The organism is uncultured Campylobacter sp. (assembly GCF_938045225.1).
In the GTDB taxonomy this organism is placed as follows: Bacteria; Campylobacterota; Campylobacteria; order Campylobacterales; family Campylobacteraceae; genus Campylobacter_A.
Map to the genome: position 1 here is coordinate 1 of NZ_CALINL010000253.1, position 17,298 is coordinate 17,298.

The 17,298-nt window shown below is 48.0% G+C and carries 13 protein-coding genes, 1 tRNA gene and 1 pseudogene; 7 read left to right on the forward strand and 8 right to left on the reverse strand.

The features are described 5' to 3' along the window. Positions 1-27: 27 nt before the first annotated feature. The 4 genes and pseudogenes from Q0200_RS09010 to Q0200_RS09025 all read right to left on the reverse strand — a co-directional run. Positions 28-657: pseudogene (locus Q0200_RS09010) on the reverse strand (iron chelate uptake ABC transporter family permease subunit); the annotation flags it as partial. A 269-nt stretch (positions 658-926) separates the two neighbouring features. Beyond that, positions 927-2,408: a subtype B tannase gene (locus tag Q0200_RS09015; RefSeq protein WP_297940519.1), complete on the reverse strand. Its 1,482-nt coding sequence runs from the start codon at positions 2,406-2,408 to the stop codon at positions 927-929. Between the two features lie 52 nt (positions 2,409-2,460). After that, the gene (locus Q0200_RS09020) at positions 2,461-3,480 is read right to left on the reverse strand and encodes an ABC transporter substrate-binding protein (protein ID WP_297940521.1); all 1,020 of its coding nucleotides are present in this window, start codon (positions 3,478-3,480) and stop codon (positions 2,461-2,463) included. 176 nt (positions 3,481-3,656) lie between these two features. Further along, positions 3,657-5,915 carry a molybdopterin-dependent oxidoreductase gene (locus Q0200_RS09025; RefSeq protein ID WP_297940523.1) on the reverse strand — a complete coding sequence of 753 codons (2,259 nt, stop codon included), beginning with the start codon at positions 5,913-5,915 and terminating at the stop codon, positions 3,657-3,659. Positions 5,916-6,413: 498 nt separating this feature from the next. Between Q0200_RS09025 and ciaB the strand changes: the two genes are divergently transcribed. Both ciaB and Q0200_RS09035 read left to right on the forward strand, forming a co-directional pair. Next, positions 6,414-8,243 (forward strand): invasion protein CiaB, encoded by a 1,830-nt coding sequence (gene ciaB / locus Q0200_RS09030; RefSeq protein ID WP_297940525.1) that lies wholly within the window; start codon positions 6,414-6,416, stop codon positions 8,241-8,243. A gap of 220 nt (positions 8,244-8,463) precedes the next feature. Continuing rightward, positions 8,464-8,880, forward strand: coding sequence for an acyl-CoA thioesterase (locus Q0200_RS09035; RefSeq protein ID WP_297940527.1), 417 nt, complete (start codon positions 8,464-8,466; stop codon positions 8,878-8,880). A 408-nt stretch (positions 8,881-9,288) separates the two neighbouring features. On the opposite strand, the gene Q0200_RS09040 is transcribed toward Q0200_RS09035, so the two are convergent. The 4 genes from Q0200_RS09040 to mraY all read right to left on the reverse strand — a co-directional run bounded on the left by Q0200_RS09040 (position 9,289) and on the right by mraY (position 12,441). Beyond that, positions 9,289-9,364, reverse strand: a tRNA-Phe gene (locus tag Q0200_RS09040). A 142-nt stretch (positions 9,365-9,506) separates the two neighbouring features. Continuing rightward, positions 9,507-10,826 (reverse strand): UDP-N-acetylmuramoyl-L-alanine--D-glutamate ligase, encoded by a 1,320-nt coding sequence (murD, locus tag Q0200_RS09045; RefSeq protein WP_297940529.1) that lies wholly within the window; start codon positions 10,824-10,826, stop codon positions 9,507-9,509. A 12-nt stretch (positions 10,827-10,838) separates the two neighbouring features. After that, positions 10,839-11,357, reverse strand: coding sequence for a hypothetical protein (locus tag Q0200_RS09050; RefSeq protein ID WP_297940531.1), 519 nt, complete (start codon positions 11,355-11,357; stop codon positions 10,839-10,841). A 19-nt stretch (positions 11,358-11,376) separates the two neighbouring features. Then, positions 11,377-12,441 (reverse strand): phospho-N-acetylmuramoyl-pentapeptide-transferase, encoded by a 1,065-nt coding sequence (mraY, locus tag Q0200_RS09055; protein WP_297940533.1) that lies wholly within the window; start codon positions 12,439-12,441, stop codon positions 11,377-11,379. A gap of 79 nt (positions 12,442-12,520) precedes the next feature. Between mraY and gpmI the strand changes: the two genes are divergently transcribed. The 5 genes from gpmI to accA all read left to right on the forward strand — a co-directional run. Next, entirely contained in the window at positions 12,521-13,999 is a 1,479-nt protein-coding gene (gpmI, locus tag Q0200_RS09060; protein WP_297940536.1) for a 2,3-bisphosphoglycerate-independent phosphoglycerate mutase, read from the forward strand. An 80-nt stretch (positions 14,000-14,079) separates the two neighbouring features. Then, positions 14,080-14,823: a 3-oxoacyl-ACP reductase FabG gene (fabG, locus tag Q0200_RS09065; RefSeq protein ID WP_297940538.1), complete on the forward strand. Its 744-nt coding sequence runs from the start codon at positions 14,080-14,082 to the stop codon at positions 14,821-14,823. A gap of 80 nt (positions 14,824-14,903) precedes the next feature. Continuing rightward, positions 14,904-15,137 carry an acyl carrier protein gene (acpP, locus tag Q0200_RS09070; RefSeq protein WP_297940539.1) on the forward strand — a complete coding sequence of 78 codons (234 nt, stop codon included), beginning with the start codon at positions 14,904-14,906 and terminating at the stop codon, positions 15,135-15,137. Between the two features lie 19 nt (positions 15,138-15,156). Then, positions 15,157-16,365: a beta-ketoacyl-ACP synthase II gene (locus Q0200_RS09075; RefSeq protein WP_297940541.1), complete on the forward strand. Its 1,209-nt coding sequence runs from the start codon at positions 15,157-15,159 to the stop codon at positions 16,363-16,365. Next, positions 16,365-17,298: acetyl-CoA carboxylase carboxyl transferase subunit alpha (accA, locus tag Q0200_RS09080; RefSeq protein WP_297940543.1), on the forward strand; the 934-nt coding region annotated here is incomplete at its 3' end. The genes Q0200_RS09075 and accA, both read left to right, overlap by 1 nt.

A 17,298-nucleotide genomic window follows, 5' to 3' on the forward strand; every position in this document is an offset into this window, starting at 1 on the left:
TCAATGGATGAATCAGATGGGGGCTACCACACAGCAGGCTATCATCACGGGTGCTATAAATTTGAGATTGCCCGCATCGATCTTGGCTAGGCTGCCCAGCTGCCAATAAACGATGTCGGGCAGCTTGGTCTCGGGGTCGGCGACGTACTTTAAAAAGCCGATAACAGAAGCCATCAGACCGCTAACGATGATACCCGAGAGCACCAACATCAGCGTGCTAGAGCGCCCCATCAGACGAGGTATGGATAGCGTCATACCTACGGCCGCGAGCCCGCTAACAAAGGCTAACACCTGCACCCAAAAAAGAGGCATATCAAACATAATCGCAACTGCGGCTCCCACGCAAGCGCCCGCCGAAACGCCTAGCAGATCGGGGCTAACTAGCTGGTTGCGAAAGACGCCCTGATACGCCGCTCCGCTGATGCTAAGCGCGGCTCCGACGAGGATAGCTGCGATAATGCGCGGTATGCGGATGTTTTCGACGACGTTTTGGATATTTGCCGCGGCGTCCGTCGGCACTCCAAAAAAGCCGCCGATCACGCTAAGCACGTCGCCGGGAGCCACGTAAAACCTGCCGACGCCGAGCGCCACTACGCCGCAAACTACGGTCAGCACGGCCAGCAAAATCAGTGTAAATTTAAAACTAATATTTTTCATTTTTCTCCTAAAATAAAATCTTCGCCCGTGCTAGCGCTACGCAAAAAATATCGGCGTAAAAACAGACTTTGTCCGCAATCAAAACAACCCGATATGAGCGCCAAATTTGAGCTATTCGGGGCAAATTTACCCGCCGCTTTTACTCTTACGACTTAGTCGCTAGCGTCAAATTTGAGCCTGGCTACGCGTTATCAAATTTAAATCTAACGTTTCCGCAAATTTTTGCTGCGCCAAATTTAAACGCAAGCTTCAGTCGCGTCAAATTTCAGCTACTTTACGACGCGGTCCATCCATCTAAAAAGCTCGTCCAGATCGTAGTCGCCGCCGTGACCTTGCCCCCAAGGCACTGCAAAATCAACCGTTTTGCCCGCATTTTGTAGCCCCAGCGCCAAGATAAGCGGTATCGCTAGAGCCGTGTCGGAGTCTGCCGCACCGTGTCTTATACGGTAAAATTTAGCCGCGCTTTTATTACCTAGATAGCTCATCGCGTTTGCCATTTTTATGATTTTAGCATCTGCGATCTCACCTCCGCCGCGTTTGGAGCTAAATTCGGTAAAATGCTTCGCCGCCGCGTCCGCATCGCCGAAAAAGTCGTTTTCGGGATTTTGTAGCTCTAGTCCGTCAAATGCGGGCGTAGCCTTAGCGCGCGGCATAGATAGAACAAAGTCTTCAAATTTAAAATCATAGCCGAGCGTGCAGCCTTGCGTCTCAAGCGTGAAAAACTCGGGCTTTAGCAGGCTTTTCTCGCGACTTTTTGCAGCCGCGAAAGAGTCTGCGAGCGTCTTTTTGACGTACTCTTTAAAGCTTCCCTCGCCGCTAGGCTCAAGCGTGAGAGCGCGGCCTTTGGCGTCTTTTAAATTTAGGGAATTTACGTAGGCGGGGAAGGCTGATTTTAGCGCGGCGGAGAGCTCTTTTTGCTCTGCGGTTAGCTCGCCTGAGACGGTTTTTGGCTTACCGCTTCGGTCGTTAAATCCAGCCGCATCAAACGCGCTAAAGTCCATTTTCTCGTATTTCGTCTGCGCACCGAACATCCACTCGTAGGCTGCGTCGGCGTTTTCTAGGTTCGTAACCGGGCAGTAGGCGGAGACGGCGTAGATCTCGTCGCTAGCCTTTGCTGCTCCGAGTGCCTCTAGATACGGCTCAAACTCGCTCGCGTCCGCCGAGACGCCCAGTAGCGCCGACATCGCTCCGCCCGCGCTCGTGCCGTTTGATATGATTTTATTTGCGTCGCCCGCCATCGCGGTGTCGTTAAATTTAAGATACCGCACGGCGGCCTTTAGATCGACGATGGCGGCGGGCGCTTTGCCGCTAAATTTGCCGTTTGCGTCCTTGAGCGTCCTACCTCTAGCACCAGGCGCTGCGACTACGTAACCGCGCTCAAGCGCCGCTAGCACCGCGTTTGGCTTGCCGTTTTTATCAAGGGCGGGCGTAAAAGGCTTGCCCGGCATATATCCGCCTATGGAGTTTGGCAAAAAGATCGGAGCGCTTGCCGCGTCAAATTTGCCCGCCTCGCTTTTATCACCATCAAAATACTGCGCCGGGACGTAAAAATTTAGCCTTTGATACTCGCTATCCACGGGGTTTGCTACGTAAACTATCCCCTCGTAGGCTCTAAATTTGACCTCTTGTTCGCCTGATTTTATAGAGCGAGTTTCAAATTTATCCGGGTCAAATTTCAGATCCGCCGCCTGCGCGCTAATCGCCGCATACAGGCAAGCCGCCGCGCCAAATGCAAGCGTCCTTTTTTTCATCTTTGCTTCCTTTTGATTTTGCCCGTTTACCGGCAAAATCGCTCAAATTTGACTATTTGCTACCGTCCGGGTTTAGCCCTTTTAGGATGTAGTCAAACTCCGCGTCGCTAAGGTCGTAGTTCATAAATTTCTTATAAAACGCCTTAGTTTGGGCTTTTACGTCGACGTCTTTAAAGAGCTCCGGCTGAACGATAGTAGCCGCCCATAAAATTTGCAGTGCAGACTCCGCACCGTATCTATCCCAGCTAAACACGCCTTTTGGGTTGCCGTAGACTTTTTTGTTTTTAACCGCTTTTAGCCCTGCAAATACGGGATCGGCGTAGATTTTCTCAACCGCTTTTTGATTGTCCGCGCCGCCGACGATGATGATATCAGGGTCTGCCGCCACGATCTCTTCGGCCGTGATTTCTATCATGCTGCCCTCTTTTTGCACCGCGTTTTTACCGCCCGCGTATTTCACCCACGTGTCGATGATAGTTTTGGTGCCGTCGATTTTTAGCAAGTTTGCGCCGCCTACGATGTGTAGCACTTTAGGGCGCGCGGCGTCCTTTAGCTTGCTCGTGCGCTCGGTCACTAGCGCGATGTTAGCCTCTAGATTTTCGTTTAGTTCTTTTGCTTTGCTAGCCGCGTCGCCGCCGATGATCTGGGCCGTTAGCAGCACGCTTTTTTTCATATCGTCGTAGTCGCGAAATATCAAATTCGCCGCGCTAAAACCGTTTTTAGTAAGGTTTTCTTGGAAATTTTTATTTGATACGACGACTACGTCCGGCGCTAGTTTAACGAGCTCCTCGATCTGGATATCGTTGCCGTTTAGAGCAGCAGGCACCTCTGCGATGCGAGGGTAAATCGCGGCAAACCACTTATTTTTCTTGATGAGATCGGTCGTAGTTACGATCTTATCCGCGCCGCCTAGCACCAAGATAACTTGGTTGTTTGCGTGCCAGAGTGCGGCTATCTTTTGCGTTTTGGCCGGGATTTTGACCTCGTTGCCCGTCATATCGGTGATGGTTTTGACCTCGGCTCCTAACGCGACGATAGCGCTTAAAAGCAACGTCGTGAGAATTTTTTTCATCTTTTGCTCCTTGTGAAATGTAAATTTATAATATTGCAAAATTGCATATTAAAATTTGTGGAATATTACAAAAAAGCATATTAAAATAAGATATATTTTTTAAAATTTAATCAAGAAGCGAATTTAAAAGCTAAATTTAAGTAGCCCCGCCCGCGGTTTGCGAACGGGGCTAAAAATCACTCGTGGTGATAGTCGTCGTATATGACCTTGTTGGTTTGGAATTTGATGCGTTTTAGCTCGCGAATACGCAAAAATTCATCCTCCTCGATCCTTTGGATTTGGATGGCGGCCTTAAAGGTCGGAGTCTTACTGATGAAGTCCCAGCCGTTGCTCGTTAGCTCGTTGCAGCAGCTCTCCCAGTAGTGGTAGGTCATCTGGATGACGCCGTCCGGGACGATGTCCGTGACGTCTGCTTTGATGACGATATAACCGTATCTACTCCACGCTTTGATGAAGTCTCCTTGCTTGATACCGTAGCGTTCGGCCAGCGCAGGGTTCATCTCCGCGATCGGTCCGATACTGTCGCCGCCCTCTTCGATAGCTTTTGATCGTCTAGTCATGACGCCGCCGGCGTACTGATAGACTTTACGCGTAGTTAGTAGCTGTATCGGATACTCGGCGTCGGTCGGCTCGTCCACGCTACCGGCCATCACTTCGTACTCAGGCGGTAAATTTACGCGTTTAGCAAACTCAGCTTTTGCAGACTCGATATCTGCGACGCTCTTTACGTGTAAGCAAGGGATAAATTTACCTTTGCCGTCGGGCGTAAAGAATTTTTTATCCAGATACAAGCTCTGTCCGCCCATGTTGTTTTCGTCAGGGCACGGCCAGTGCAAGCCGTGGTACTTTTTGATGCGGTAGTAGCTCATGCCGCCGTATCTTCTAGGATCGCACTTGCGCACCTCTTCCCAAATTTCTTCAGGAGAGTTAAAGTTAAATCCCTCCGTCGCTCCGAGCCTTCGCGCGATCTCGCAGATGATCCACCAGTCTTGTCTAGCTTCTCCAGGAGGCGTGATGACGTGCTCGTTGTGCTGGACGCGGCGCTCGGCGTTAGCGTAGAGGCCCTCTTTTTCGCTACTTGCCACGCCAGGTAGCACGACGTCAGCTTTACGCGACGTTTCGGTTAAGAATATATCCTGAACCACATACATATCGACCTTTGAGATCGCTTTTAGGAAGTGGTTGGTATTTGGGTCGGTTACGACCGGGTTTTCGCCCATCGTCCAGAAAAAGTGCACTCTACCGTCAAGGATGGCATTTGGTACTTCGGTTTTGTGGATGCCGATTTTACCGTTTAAGGAGCCTGGCTCTAGATGCCAAACCTGCTCAAACCACTCGCGCTGTTTCGGATCGGTTACCGAGCCCAAATTTGGGAAAATATTTGGCAACACGCCCATATCGCAGCAGCCTTGGACGTTTTCTTGTCCGCGTATCGGTAGGTCGCCGCTTCCTAGCTCGCAGATATTTCCGGTTAAAAGGAATAAATTTGAGATATCGCAAACCGCGCCTACGCCGTGGTTAAAGTGCGTAACGCCCATACCGTGCGTGATGACGGCCGGACGGATAGTCGCGTACATGCGGGCCGCTTTTCTCACGTCCTCGGGATTTAGATTGGTGTAGCTAGCGATGGCTTCAGGCGAATAGTCTTTGACCGCTTCGCGTACGTATTCCACGCCCTTGGTGCATTCGTTTACGAAGTCCCAATTAACCAAATTTTCCTCGAAAATAACGTAAATCAGCGAGTTTATAACCGCGATGTTATGCTCGGGCGCTAGCTGCAAATGCACGTCCGCTCGGCTGGCAAATTCCGTCTTTATCGGATCTACCACGATGAGCTTAGCGCCGCGGTTTAGCGCGCGCTGTATGTGCATAGCCGCGATCGGGTGGCCGTTTTCGGGGTTTGAGCCGATCATCAAGATGCAATTACTATAAGGTCCGATCTCCGTGAAGCTGTTTGTCGCCGCTCCGTTACCGATTGTTTTGGCAAGACCTGCCACAGTCGGAGCGTGTCAAATTCTAGCGCAGTGGTCGACGTTGTTCGTGCCGATTACGGCGCGCATTACCTTTTGCGCGACGTAGTTGTCCTCTAACGTACAGCGAGCCGAGTAGTTGCCTACTAGCGCGTCGGGACCGTATTTTTCCTTTACTTCTTTCATCTTTGAGACGACTAGATCGAGCGCTTCATCCCAGCTAGCCTCCTCAAAATCTCCATCCTTGCTAAATACGCCGTCTTTTTTACGAATTAGCGGTTTTGTTAGTCTGTCGGGCGCCCCCACGTAGTCCCAGCCGTAAAAGCCCTTTAAGCACAGATTTCCCTGATTTACGGGGTTATCCTGCACTCCTAGCGCGCTTCTTATCACGTTGTTTTCGACGCGAAGCTCGACCTGACAGCCCGTGCCGCAGTACGGGCATATGACTTTGCCGGTCTTTGCCATTTTTTCTCCTTTTCCGATGTGCAAAATTTGCACATTTATTAAATATGAAATATTTGCATATTTGTCCTTAAAAGATAATAAATTCTCTTAATCATATAAATCAGTTTATAAATTTAAGATTTTATTTATATTTTATATCGGCACATAAAATAAAAATCGCCGTTATATCGTAATTTACAGCGTATCATTTTAGTTACATATAAAGATATATAGGACATTTTATTAAGACTAGAATTGGTTATTGTATTAATGCAACTTAAAAATATGCTTCAATACTTAATCAAGTTTTATTTGTATATAAAGCTTTGTATTGGTAAATATAGAGACGAAATTTATGATTATGGTTATTTGTTGGATTTAAAATATTAACTATTACTAGTATCTGTAAATTTTACGATAAATTTTTGATTTTGTGCTTTTCACGAGCTTGATATTCATTTTTAACAAAATATGCATCAAATTTAAGCTAAAATACGCCAAATTGTTAAAAGGATAAACGTGAACGATTTTAAAAGATTAAACGAGCTAGTATCCGCAGGCAAAGATGAGCTAAACGCGATGTATCGGCAGCTGGATAACCCAAGCGAGGTCGTGCAAAATATGCTAAAAATCGCCGGCTTTAAGGGTGAAAAGAGTGAAAAAGTCGCGGTTTTGCGCCGCATAGTCGATCTAAAGGTTGAGCCACTAGAAAACGAGCTAAAAAAACAAGGACGCGAGGAAGCCGCGATAGGGCGCATAAAAGACGAAGCTTTTGAGCTTGTGCGCGAATTTTACGAGGCGCGTTTTGAAAAGCTTTTGGCGCGAGTAAAAGAGGAGAAAATAATAGACGATTTTTACCTAGCGCTACTTAGCGGCATGCACGACGCGGGACTAGCAATGAATGCGTGGCAAAGCGCGTGGGACAAACAAATCCTGCAAACGACGAATAAAGAATTTGAAGCTAAATTTGCAAGCATGGCCGAAGCGATCAAATTTATCGACGAAAACCGCCTCTATCAAAAAGACGGCGAGCAAAAGGGTGAGCGAAGCTACGGCGCAGTTATGAAAAACGGTGACAAATACGCCTTCGTGCCGTATGCCGTGGCTTTTGAAAAAGAAGTAAAACGCGTAGCGGACACCCTGGACGCGCTAATCAAAAATCTAAAAACGCTAGCCGCAAACGATGAGCACGAAGCCTACGTAAAGTATTTTGAAAAGCTAAAGGCAGCGTTTTGCGAGCAAGAAAATGACCGCACGATCCCGGCGTGGCAGGACGCCGAGCGCGCGTGGATGGAGGTAAAAGGCCCGCTACAGCCCGGCCATCCGCTCGAGTACTACGAGGACGCCTACACGCACGCCGTCGCGCTCGAGTGGGACGTGAGGCTAGCGGGTGCCAGCGACTTTGACGAGGAGAAGTTTAAAGCCAGCGTCATCCGCGCCTACGAGCAAATTTGCCGCGAGTGCGGGATAGAGGACGCCCAGCTCGCGCGCCAAGTTACGCAAAACGTCGCTAGAACGCAAACGTACATCAGCGTGCCGATGATCTACTACGGCGCCGAGCTAAACGGGCTATTTTCGGCTCAGGTCGTGCCAAACGACGAGACCGTGAGCAAGGAGCGGGGCAAAAAGATATTCGCCTTCGTCGAGCACGTTTACGAGAGCGCCAAGGCGCGGCCGTTTATGAAGCTTAGCGGGGAGATTTTTTCGCGCGAGTTTTTGGACTACGGGCGCGAAATTTTGTTTAAAAAGCCGCAAATTTGGAAGAAAACCTACGAAATCTCCACGATCGGCCACGAGTTTGGACATATACTTTTCGTCGGCACCGACACGGAAAAGACGATGAACGCGGACGGCGAGTTTAAATTTATCGAGGAGTACAAGGCGACTACGGGCGGGCTGGTAAATTTCTTTATCGGCGGCGAGGCGAGCTATGAGATGAGCGTATTTCACGAGCTGATCGCCCGCGCAGTCGGACTCATCGCGTGGCGCGAGGTCGATGAGGTGCGCGCGTACTACTGCGAGGGGCTCATACATCTGAGTTTGCTGTTTGACTCGGGCGCGCTTAGCTTTGCGGGCGGCGCTTTGGTTGTCAAATTTGACCGCGAGCACTACGCTAAATTTAAAGAAATCTGCCTTGCAAACTACAAAAATTTGGCGCTTCACTACGCAAGGCGCGCTCCTGCGGGCGAGTTTTTGGCGAAATTTTGCGAGAAAGATGGCAAAAGCTATCTGCCTAAACACGCGCAGGCAAGGGCATTTGTAGAGCACTACTACGCCCGCTACAAGGCTATCGGAAACGAGCTTGATGAGAGCGGCGAATGGGAAAAATGGCAAGCGGGAGAGAAATAAAGCGCGTTTGCGGCATCAAATTTGACATTAGCTCGCGGCTGATTGGGCTGTAAATTTGCCTTTTTGAGCGGCCGAGACCCGCACCTTTTTGACGCTAAATTTGCGCTATAAAGACGCGGGTTTTACGCGTCAAATTTAACCCCGGCTTGACGCAAAATAAGCCAAATGCGGCGGATTGTCGCTAAATTTGCAAAATTAAATAAAAATAGAAAGGATAAAAATGGAAAAAACATTAGAAGGCATGGGCGAACCTCGCATGAAGCAAGTCGCCCTGCCAAAAGACACAAACTCGGCTGGAAATATATTTGGCGGCTGGATACTAAGCCAGATCGACCTTGCGGGCGCTCAGGCCGCGCGAGAAGTGGCTCCGGAGCGTGTTGTGACGATCTCGATGCAAGAGATTATATTTAAACAACCCGTTTTCGTCGGCGACGTCGTGAGTTGCTACGCCAAGATAACGGACGTGGGAAACACTTCGATCAAAACTAAGATCGAAGTCACGGCGCAGCGGCTAAATGCGGCGGGCTTTCGCGAGTGCATACACGTGACATCCGCGATAGCGACCTACGTGAGCGTGACCAAGGACTGCGCGAAAAAATCGATCGATCCGGAGCTAAAAAAAGCGCACGGGTTTTGATTGGCTCGCTCCAGGAGCTAGGAGTTAGATATCAAGCCTGGCCCTTGGCGGCGTCAAATTTGAATAAAATTTTCGGATAATTTATAAATTCGGTAGATATTGTCAAATAGGCTTCCATGTATTTATGACTTGGTCAATATTTAGCATTATCAGTATTTGTAATATGTAAAAATTGTCTTATTTTGCGTTTTAGACATAAAACGGATGTAAAATTTACTTGTTTATAAATTTGGGTTGTTTACTAAATAAATTTAGCATATCCCAAAATGCAAAAGATACACAGGAATGTTTAAATTCAATGCGCTGCAATATTATATATACCAAGAGATAGTTAAGTATAGTCTATAAAGTAACATATCTTGAAATTTTATTAACACTATCTGTATTATAAGGGATTAAATAATAGAATGGTGGTTAGAGGCAGAATCGAACTGCCGACACGCAGATTTTCAGTCTGCTGCTCTACCGACTGAGCTATCCAACCACGCTGTTGAAAAGAAATGTGATTTTAGCCACTTGATACTTAAATTTTGGTTAAATATATAAAATTTGGCGTTTTTAAAGTAAAAAAAATATTTCAAGACCATTTGCTCAAATTTGATGGCATTTGCGGTGCGTACGTTGCGTCAAATTTGTAAATTTAAAATCGCCTTTTTAAATTCATCACCGCGCTCTACGTAGCTGCTAAACTGATCTAGGCTTGCCGCAGCAGGGCTTAAAAGCGCTATCTCGTCCAAATTTTCACTATTTGCGCTAGTCTTAGCGGCTCCGTCAAATTTGAAATTTTTATCTATCTCGCCGACGGCGGTGTTTAAAAACTCGCATTTTACGGCAGGGATTTTAAACTCGCCGGCAAGCTTCATTAGTTTATCCGTATTTGAGCCGATAGCGTAAATTTGCGCCTTAGCGCCGCGCAAAGCTTCAAAAAGCGGCCGCATATCCACGCCTTTATCGTCGCCACCTAAAATCAAATGCAAAAATTTGCCCTCATATCGCTTGACGGCTTGGATGCTCGCGTCGATGTTGGTCGCTTTCGTGTCATTAACCCACGTCCTGCCGCGCGCATCGTGAAACTCCTCGAGCTTATTGCCTTCGATGACAAAGTCGTTTAGTAGCCGTACGTCGCATCTATCGAGCAAAATTTTCTGGATAGTAAGAGCTAAAAGCGCGTCCGTTAAAAATGGCGTTTTAAAGGCGATATCGCCTAAATTTACGCCGCAAAACTCGGCCAAATCCGCCTCGTTTTCGTAGCTTATCACCTTTGCTTTAGTAGGCGTATTGGCGTAAATTTTAGGCAGGATTGCGACCGCGCTTTCGCTCATCGTCGCTAGCGGCTTTAGCTTGGCGCGCTCATACTGGACAAAGTCGCCGTGCCAGCTGAGGTGATCTGGCGTGATAGGTAAAAGCGCGTAGATGCCAGGCGTCGCGAAGTTCGTGTAGTGCATCGTAAAGGAACTGGTCTCGAGTATCCAAATTTTGGCGGTTGGATCTAGGTCTGCGAGCGGAACTCCGACGTTGCCGCCCATGACGGAGCCATGGCATGCTAGCAGGTGCTGCGTCATCTTCGTCGTCGTAGTTTTGCCGTTCGTGCCGCTGATCCAGACGGTAAAGGGCATTTTGGCGCCGTAAATTTTATAAAAATAGTCGTATTCGCTGATTAGATTTTGCGCCTTTTTAACTATCTCGTGACCGGGCGGAAAGCCGGGGCTAGGGATCTCTAAGCCACTTTTTTCTGGTACGAAAAGGGTCGGCGGGAAACCGGGGCTTGGGATCTCGAGGCCACTTTTTTCGGGCACGAAAAGGTTTGGCGGCAGTAGCGTGTTGCCCCATTCGTCGCTTGAGATCTCACTAAATTTATCGTCGTAGATGTCCCAGCCGCCCTCTTTGCCGAAGTTTTTCGCGATCGCTCGCGTCGTACCGCCGTAACCAAATAGCGATTTTCTCATTTTTGCTCCTTTTTACGCCCTTTTGCCCCATAAAATTTGCGTTATTTCCTCTGCGTTCAGCTCGGTCATCACGCCGTTTCGTTTGTGTCTGGTAAAAAGTTTAAAATCATAAGTATCTTTAAAATTTAGCTTTAAAAACTCGGTAAAATATCCGCCTTCGCAAGCGAAATTCGGACGATCGTAAAACTCGTCCAAAAACTCGTCTTCGCTCTCTTGCGGCTCGAAACTCGTCATGCGCTCTATGATCTCGCGCAGCTCGTCCTTTGTGATGTCTGGCACGAGGCGAGGCTCCGGAAGCGCGATATCAAAGGCTAAATTTTCAGCCCCGTCGGCCTCCCACCACTCCCATAGGTCAAATTTACTCATATCTTTGCCAGTGATTGCGTGCAGCTCGTTTTCTAGCTCGCGGTATTTCTCGCCGCTCTCGTCGCCGTGTTCGTCGCAGTAGTCCGTATAGGCTAAAATTTTCTCTAAAATCCCGTCGTATCTTTTTCTAGCCGTCTCGTAATCCGGCTCTATCTGCGCTCTCATCAATTTTTCCTTATTAAATTTATCTGATTTTTAACGCGGTCATGGCGATCAAATTTGCCAAAACGGCGATCAGCCAAAATCTCACTATGATCTTGTTTTCTACCCAGCCTTTTATTTCAAAATGATGGTGTATAGGCGCCATGAGAAAAATTCTCTTTTTAAAAATTTTAAAGCTTCCGACCTGTAAAATCACGCTCAAGGTCTCCATCACGAACACGAAGCCGATGATGATGAGCAGGATTTCGTTTTTCGTCATCACGCCCATAAGCCCGATATATGCGCCCACGCTTAGGCTTCCGCTATCGCCCATGAAAACCTCGGCCGGATGGCAGTTAAACCACAAAAATCCCATCAGCGAGCCGATTAGAGCGGCGGCCACTACGACCGTCTCGCCCACGCCCGCGATCTTTGGTAAAAGCAGATACGAGCTAAAGACTGCATGCCCGCAGATGTAGGCGAACACGCCCAGCGTCAGTAGCGAAAACACCGCAGGCACCGTAGCTAGGCCGTCTAGGCCGTCGGTTAAATTTACCGCATTTGAGGCTGCGACGATGACGAGCGTCCAAAAGGCCACCGCAAAAACGCCTAAATCAAGCACCGCAAATTTGTAAAACGGTAGATAAAATTTACTGCCCAGCTCGCCGTGTAAATACAGCATCGAAGAAACTGCAAAGGCGATCAAAATTTGCGCCACAAGCTTGGCTCTAGGGCTTAGTCCATCGTGATTTTTGCCGCCTGATATTTTGCGATAGTCGTCTTTAAACCCAAGCGCCGTAAAGCCCGCAAGACAGATAAGCGAGGCGAAGACAAAAACGTTATCTAGTCTCGCGCAGATCACGCTCGCCGCAAGTGCCGCTCCGATAAAAACCAGCCCGCCCATTGTCGGAGTTTTGGCCTTTTTTTGGTGCGTTTGCGGAGCTAGCTCGTAGATGGGCTGGGCGGCGTTTTTGGCCTTCGCCCACGCGATAAATTTAGGCAGCGCCCAAACGGTCAAGCAAAATGCGATGAAAAACGAAAAGCCCGCGCGAACGGTGATGTATTGAAAGATATTAAAATTTAACAGTTCATAAATATAGTAAAACATAAAAGCCTTTATTTTAAAAAAGGCTAATTTTAGTATAATGCCGTTAAAAAATATCTAAATTTAAGGCAAAAATTTAAAAATGGCGCAAAAAACTATTTTGGTGATCACAGACGGCATCGGATACAATGAAAGTAACGAATTTAACGCATTTGCGGCGGCAAAAAAGCCCACATACGACTGGCTGTTTAAAAACGTCCCAAACGCGCTCATAAAAACCTCGGGCCTAGCAGTCGGTTTGCCCGACGGACAGATGGGAAACAGCGAGGTCGGGCACATGTGCATCGGCAGCGGGCGGGTTTTGTATCAAAATTTGGTAAAAATTTCGCTCGGTTTTGAAAACGGCTCGCTAGCCAAAAGCGAAAAGCTTTTAAATTTGTTTAAAACTTGCAAACGCGTCCACGTCGTCGGGCTTTACTCAGACGGCGGCGTGCACTCGCACATGAGCCACTTTGATGCGATGTGTTCCCTTGCGGTCGCAAACGGTTGCGAAGTATGCGCCCACGCGATAACCGACGGTCGCGATGTGGGGCCCAAAAGCGGGCTTGCATTCATAAAATCGCTGCAAGAAAAGGCGCAAAGCGGGGGCTTTAAGCTAGCTAGCGTTAGCGGTAGATTTTACGCGATGGACCGCGACAAGCGCTGGGAGCGCGTAAAAACGGCCTACGACGCGATGACCCGCGGGGAAAACGGGCAAACTGTATCGCCGCTAGAATACGTCATGCAAAGCTACGAGGCGGGCGTGACGGACGAGTTTATCGTGCCGGCTAGCTTTGGCGGGTTTGAGGGTATCGGAGAAGACGACGGCGTGATATTTATAAACTTTAGAAACGACCGCGTGCGCGAGATAGCGGCGGCTTTGGGCGATGAAAATTTTAGCGAATTCGCGCGTCCGCTCGTCGTCAAAAATCTACTCACGATGACCGAATACGACGCAAATTTCGCCTTTCCCGTATTATTTGAAAACGAAAAGCTAAAAAATACCCTTGCCGAGGTCGTCGCAAACGCGGGCCTAACACAGCTGCACACCGCCGAGACCGAAAAATACGCTCACGTAACGTTTTTCTTTAACGGCGGCGTCGAGGAGCTCGCCCAAAACGAGACGCGCGTGCTGGTGCCAAGCCCAAAAGTAAAAACCTACAACGAAAAGCCCGAAATGAGCGCGCAGGCGGTGTGCGAAGCGGTGCTAAAAGGTATGGAGGACGGACAAGACTTTATCGTGGTAAATTTCGCAAACGGCGATATGGTCGGACACACGGGCGAATTTGACGCGGCGGTGAAGGCGGTCGAGGCCGTGGATGCGGCGCTAGGGCGCATCGTGGCAAAGGCAAAAGAGAAAAACCACGCGCTAATCATCACGAGCGACCACGGCAACTGCGAGCAGATGAAGGACGCGCAGGGTAATTTGCTAACCAATCACACGACTTTTGACGTATTTTGCTTCGTGATGGGCGAGGACGTAAAGGCGGTAAAAGCGGGCGGTCTAAATAATATCGCCGCGAGCATTTTGGCGCTGATGGGCATCGAAAAACCGGCCGAGATGGACGAGGCACTGTTTTAATACTATATAAATTTTAGGTAAAAGGCTTTTTAGCTTTCGTCTGATAAAATGCGAGTAAAATTTGAAATCAAGGAGAAAAAATGAAATTTAGCGGAAAAAACGTGCTAATCACCGGCGCAAGCCGCGGTATCGGCGCACAGATAGCCAAAACACTAGCGCAAATGGGACTAAAAGTCTGGATAAACTATCGCTCAAAACCCGAAATAGCCGATGCCCTGCAAGCTGAGATCGTAGCAAACGGCGGACAGGCTGCGGTGGTTAAATTTGACGCGACGGATGAGGATGAGTTTATAAAAGCGATAAATTTGATCGCGGACGCCGACGGCGAGCTAAGTTACCTCGTAAATAACGCCGGTATCACGAACGACAAACTCGCGCTTCGTATGAAGACGGAGGATTTTACCGGCGTGATAAACGCAAATTTAACCTCGGCCTTTATCGGATGCCGCGAGGCGCTAAAAGTAATGAGCAAAAAACGCTTCGGCGCTGTCGTAAACGTAGCCTCTATCGTAGGCGAGATGGGCAATGCGGGGCAAGCCAACTACGCTGCTAGCAAGGGCGGAATGATCGCGATGAACAAAAGCTTCGCCAAAGAAGGCGCGGCGAGAAATATCCGCTTTAACTGCGTAACGCCGGGCTTTATCGAGACGGATATGACGAGCGAGCTGGGCGACGAGATCAAAAAAATCTACAGCGATAACATCCCGCTAAAGCGATTCGGAAGCGCTAGCGAAGTGGCCGAAGCCGTGGCGTTTTTACTAAGCGATCACGCTAGCTACGTCACTGGCGAGACGCTAAAGATCAACGGCGGACTATATATGTAAGCGCGTAAATTTTACGTTTTTGCGAAAGTTTAAGCTAAAATATATTAAAATCACGAAATTTTTATTTTTAGGAGAAGAAAATGGCAATATTTGAGGACGTAAGAGACGTAGTAGTCGAGCAACTAAGCGTGAATAAGGATGCGGTAAAGCGTGAGTCTAAGATTATCGAAGATCTAGGCGCGGACTCGCTTGACGTAGTCGAGCTAGTTATGGCTCTTGAGGAAAAATTTGAGGTAGAGATACCTGATAGCGACGCTGAGAAGCTGATCACTATAAACGACGTCGTAACCTATATCGAGAACCTAAATAAATAAGTTTTTGTAAGGAGAGATCTTGAAAAGAGTCGTAGTAACCGGGATTGGGATGATCAATGCTTTAGGGCTCGACAAAGATAGTTCATTTAAGGCTATCTGCGAAGGTAAAACCGGCGTAAAAAAGATAACATCTTTTGACGCGAGCGATTTTCCAGTTCAGATTGCTGCCGAGATAACGGACTTTGACCCGCTTAGCGTGATGGACGCTAAGGAGGTAAAAAAGGTCGATAGATTTATACAGCTTGGATTAAAAGCTGCTAAAGAGGCTATGGCTGATGCGAATTTCGGCGAATTTGACGCTGAAAATTTCGGCGTTAGCTCTGCTGCCGGCATAGGCGGTTTGCCTAATATCGAAAAAAATTCCAATATCTTACTTGAAAAAGGCTCAAGGCGAATTTCTCCGTTTTTTATACCTTCTGCGCTAGTAAATATGCTGGGCGGCATAGTTTCGATAGAGCACGGTCTAAAAGGACCCAATATCTCTAGCGTAACTGCATGTGCTGCGTCTGCTCACGCCATCATCGAAGCGGCTAAAACTATCATGGTCGGTGAAGCGCAAAAAATGCTAGTCGTAGGCTCCGAGTCTACGGTTTGCGGCGTAGGCATCGGCGGATTTGCGGCTATGAAGGCGCTTTCTACAAGAAACGATGATCCGCAAACGGCATCAAGACCTTTTGATAAAGACAGAGACGGCTTTGTCATGGGCGAAGGTAGCGGTGCACTCGTGCTCGAAGAGTATGAAAGCGCTAAGGCTAGAGGGGCTAAAATTTATGCCGAGATAGTAGGATTCGGCGAGAGCGGCGACGCGTATCATATAACTTCGCCTTCGCTTGAAGGACCGCTTTCTGCGATGAAAAAGGCCTTAAAAATGGCTGGAAATTTGCAGATCGATTACATTAATGCACACGGCACCTCGACACCGACCAATGATAAAAACGAAACTGCAGCCTTAAAAGCTCTTTTTGGTGGCAATGTACCTCCGGTTAGCTCTACTAAGGGGCAAACAGGACACTGCCTAGGTGCGGCTGGCGCGATAGAAGCAGTCGTGTCTATAATGGCTATGCAAGAAGGGCTTATACCGCCTACGATAAACTATACAACAAGAGATGAGGAATGCGATCTAGACTACGTGCCAAACGTGGCTAGAAAAGCTGAGCTAAATGCCGTTATGAGCAACTCTTTTGGATTTGGCGGCACGAATGGCTCTATTATATTTAAGAAGATATAATGGCAAGTTATCTAGACTTTGAACAAGGTATCAAGCAAATAGATGATGACATCGCAAATGCGAAAATTCGCGGCGATGAACATGCGGTAGAAATTCTAAATAAAAATTTAGAAAAAGAGACCGCTAAGATTTATAAAAATCTCAACGAATTTCAACGCCTTGCTTTGGCTCGTCATCCGGATCGTCCTTACGCTATCGACTACATCAAAGGCATGATGAGGGATTATTATGAGCTTCACGGCGATAGAGCGTATCGCGATGATGGGGCGATAGTTTGTTTTATCGGCTATATAGGCTCTAAAAAAGTCGTCGTGATAGGCGAGCAAAAGGGCAGAGGAACTAAAAATAAACTAAAAAGAAATTTTGGTATGCCTCATCCAGAGGGTTACCGCAAGGCACTGCGAATAGCTAAGATGGCTGAGAAATTTGGACTTCCTATACTGTTTTTGATCGATACTCCGGGCGCGTATCCGGGCGTTGCGGCTGAGGAGCGCGGTCAAAGCGAGGCAATCGCTAGAAATTTATTTGAATTTGCAAATTTAAAAACTCCTATGATAGCCGTCGTTATAGGCGAGGGCGGAAGCGGCGGAGCACTGGCTATAGGCGTAGCCGACAAGCTAGCCATGATGCGAAACTCTGTTTTTTCAGTTATCTCGCCAGAGGGTTGCGCGGCTATACTTTGGAACGATCCGTCAAAACAAGAGCAGGCTACGAAGGCGCTAAAAATAACCGCTGACGATCTAAAAAGCTTAAATTTGATAGATGACGTCATAGAAGAGCCGATAAATGGCGCTCACAGAGATAAAGAAACTGCTGTAAAAGCACTTGCAAGCTATTTTATAACCGAATTAGATAAGCTCGAAAAACTCAAAGTAGATGAGCTTTTAAATGCTAGAATAGCTAAAATCTTATCTGCAGGCGCATTTGAAGAGG

Excerpts from the sequence above, each read along its gene's own strand:
- Q0200_RS09015 (WP_297940519.1), bottom strand. The coding sequence starts at position 2,408 with ATGAAAAAAAGGACGCTTGCATTTGGCGCGGCGGCTTGCCTGTATGCG.
- Q0200_RS09020 (WP_297940521.1), bottom strand. The coding sequence starts at position 3,480 with ATGAAAAAAATTCTCACGACGTTGCTTTTAAGCGCTATCGTCGCGTTA.
- Q0200_RS09035 (WP_297940527.1), top strand. The coding sequence starts at position 8,464 with ATGGAAAAAACATTAGAAGGCATGGGCGAACCTCGCATGAAGCAAGTC.
- murD (WP_297940529.1), bottom strand. The coding sequence starts at position 10,826 with ATGAGAAAATCGCTATTTGGTTACGGCGGTACGACGCGAGCGATCGCG.
- Q0200_RS09050 (WP_297940531.1), bottom strand. The coding sequence starts at position 11,357 with ATGAGAGCGCAGATAGAGCCGGATTACGAGACGGCTAGAAAAAGATAC.
- mraY (WP_297940533.1), bottom strand. The coding sequence starts at position 12,441 with ATGTTTTACTATATTTATGAACTGTTAAATTTTAATATCTTTCAATAC.
- gpmI (WP_297940536.1), top strand. The coding sequence starts at position 12,521 with ATGGCGCAAAAAACTATTTTGGTGATCACAGACGGCATCGGATACAAT.
- fabG (WP_297940538.1), top strand. The coding sequence starts at position 14,080 with ATGAAATTTAGCGGAAAAAACGTGCTAATCACCGGCGCAAGCCGCGGT.
- acpP (WP_297940539.1), top strand. The coding sequence starts at position 14,904 with ATGGCAATATTTGAGGACGTAAGAGACGTAGTAGTCGAGCAACTAAGC.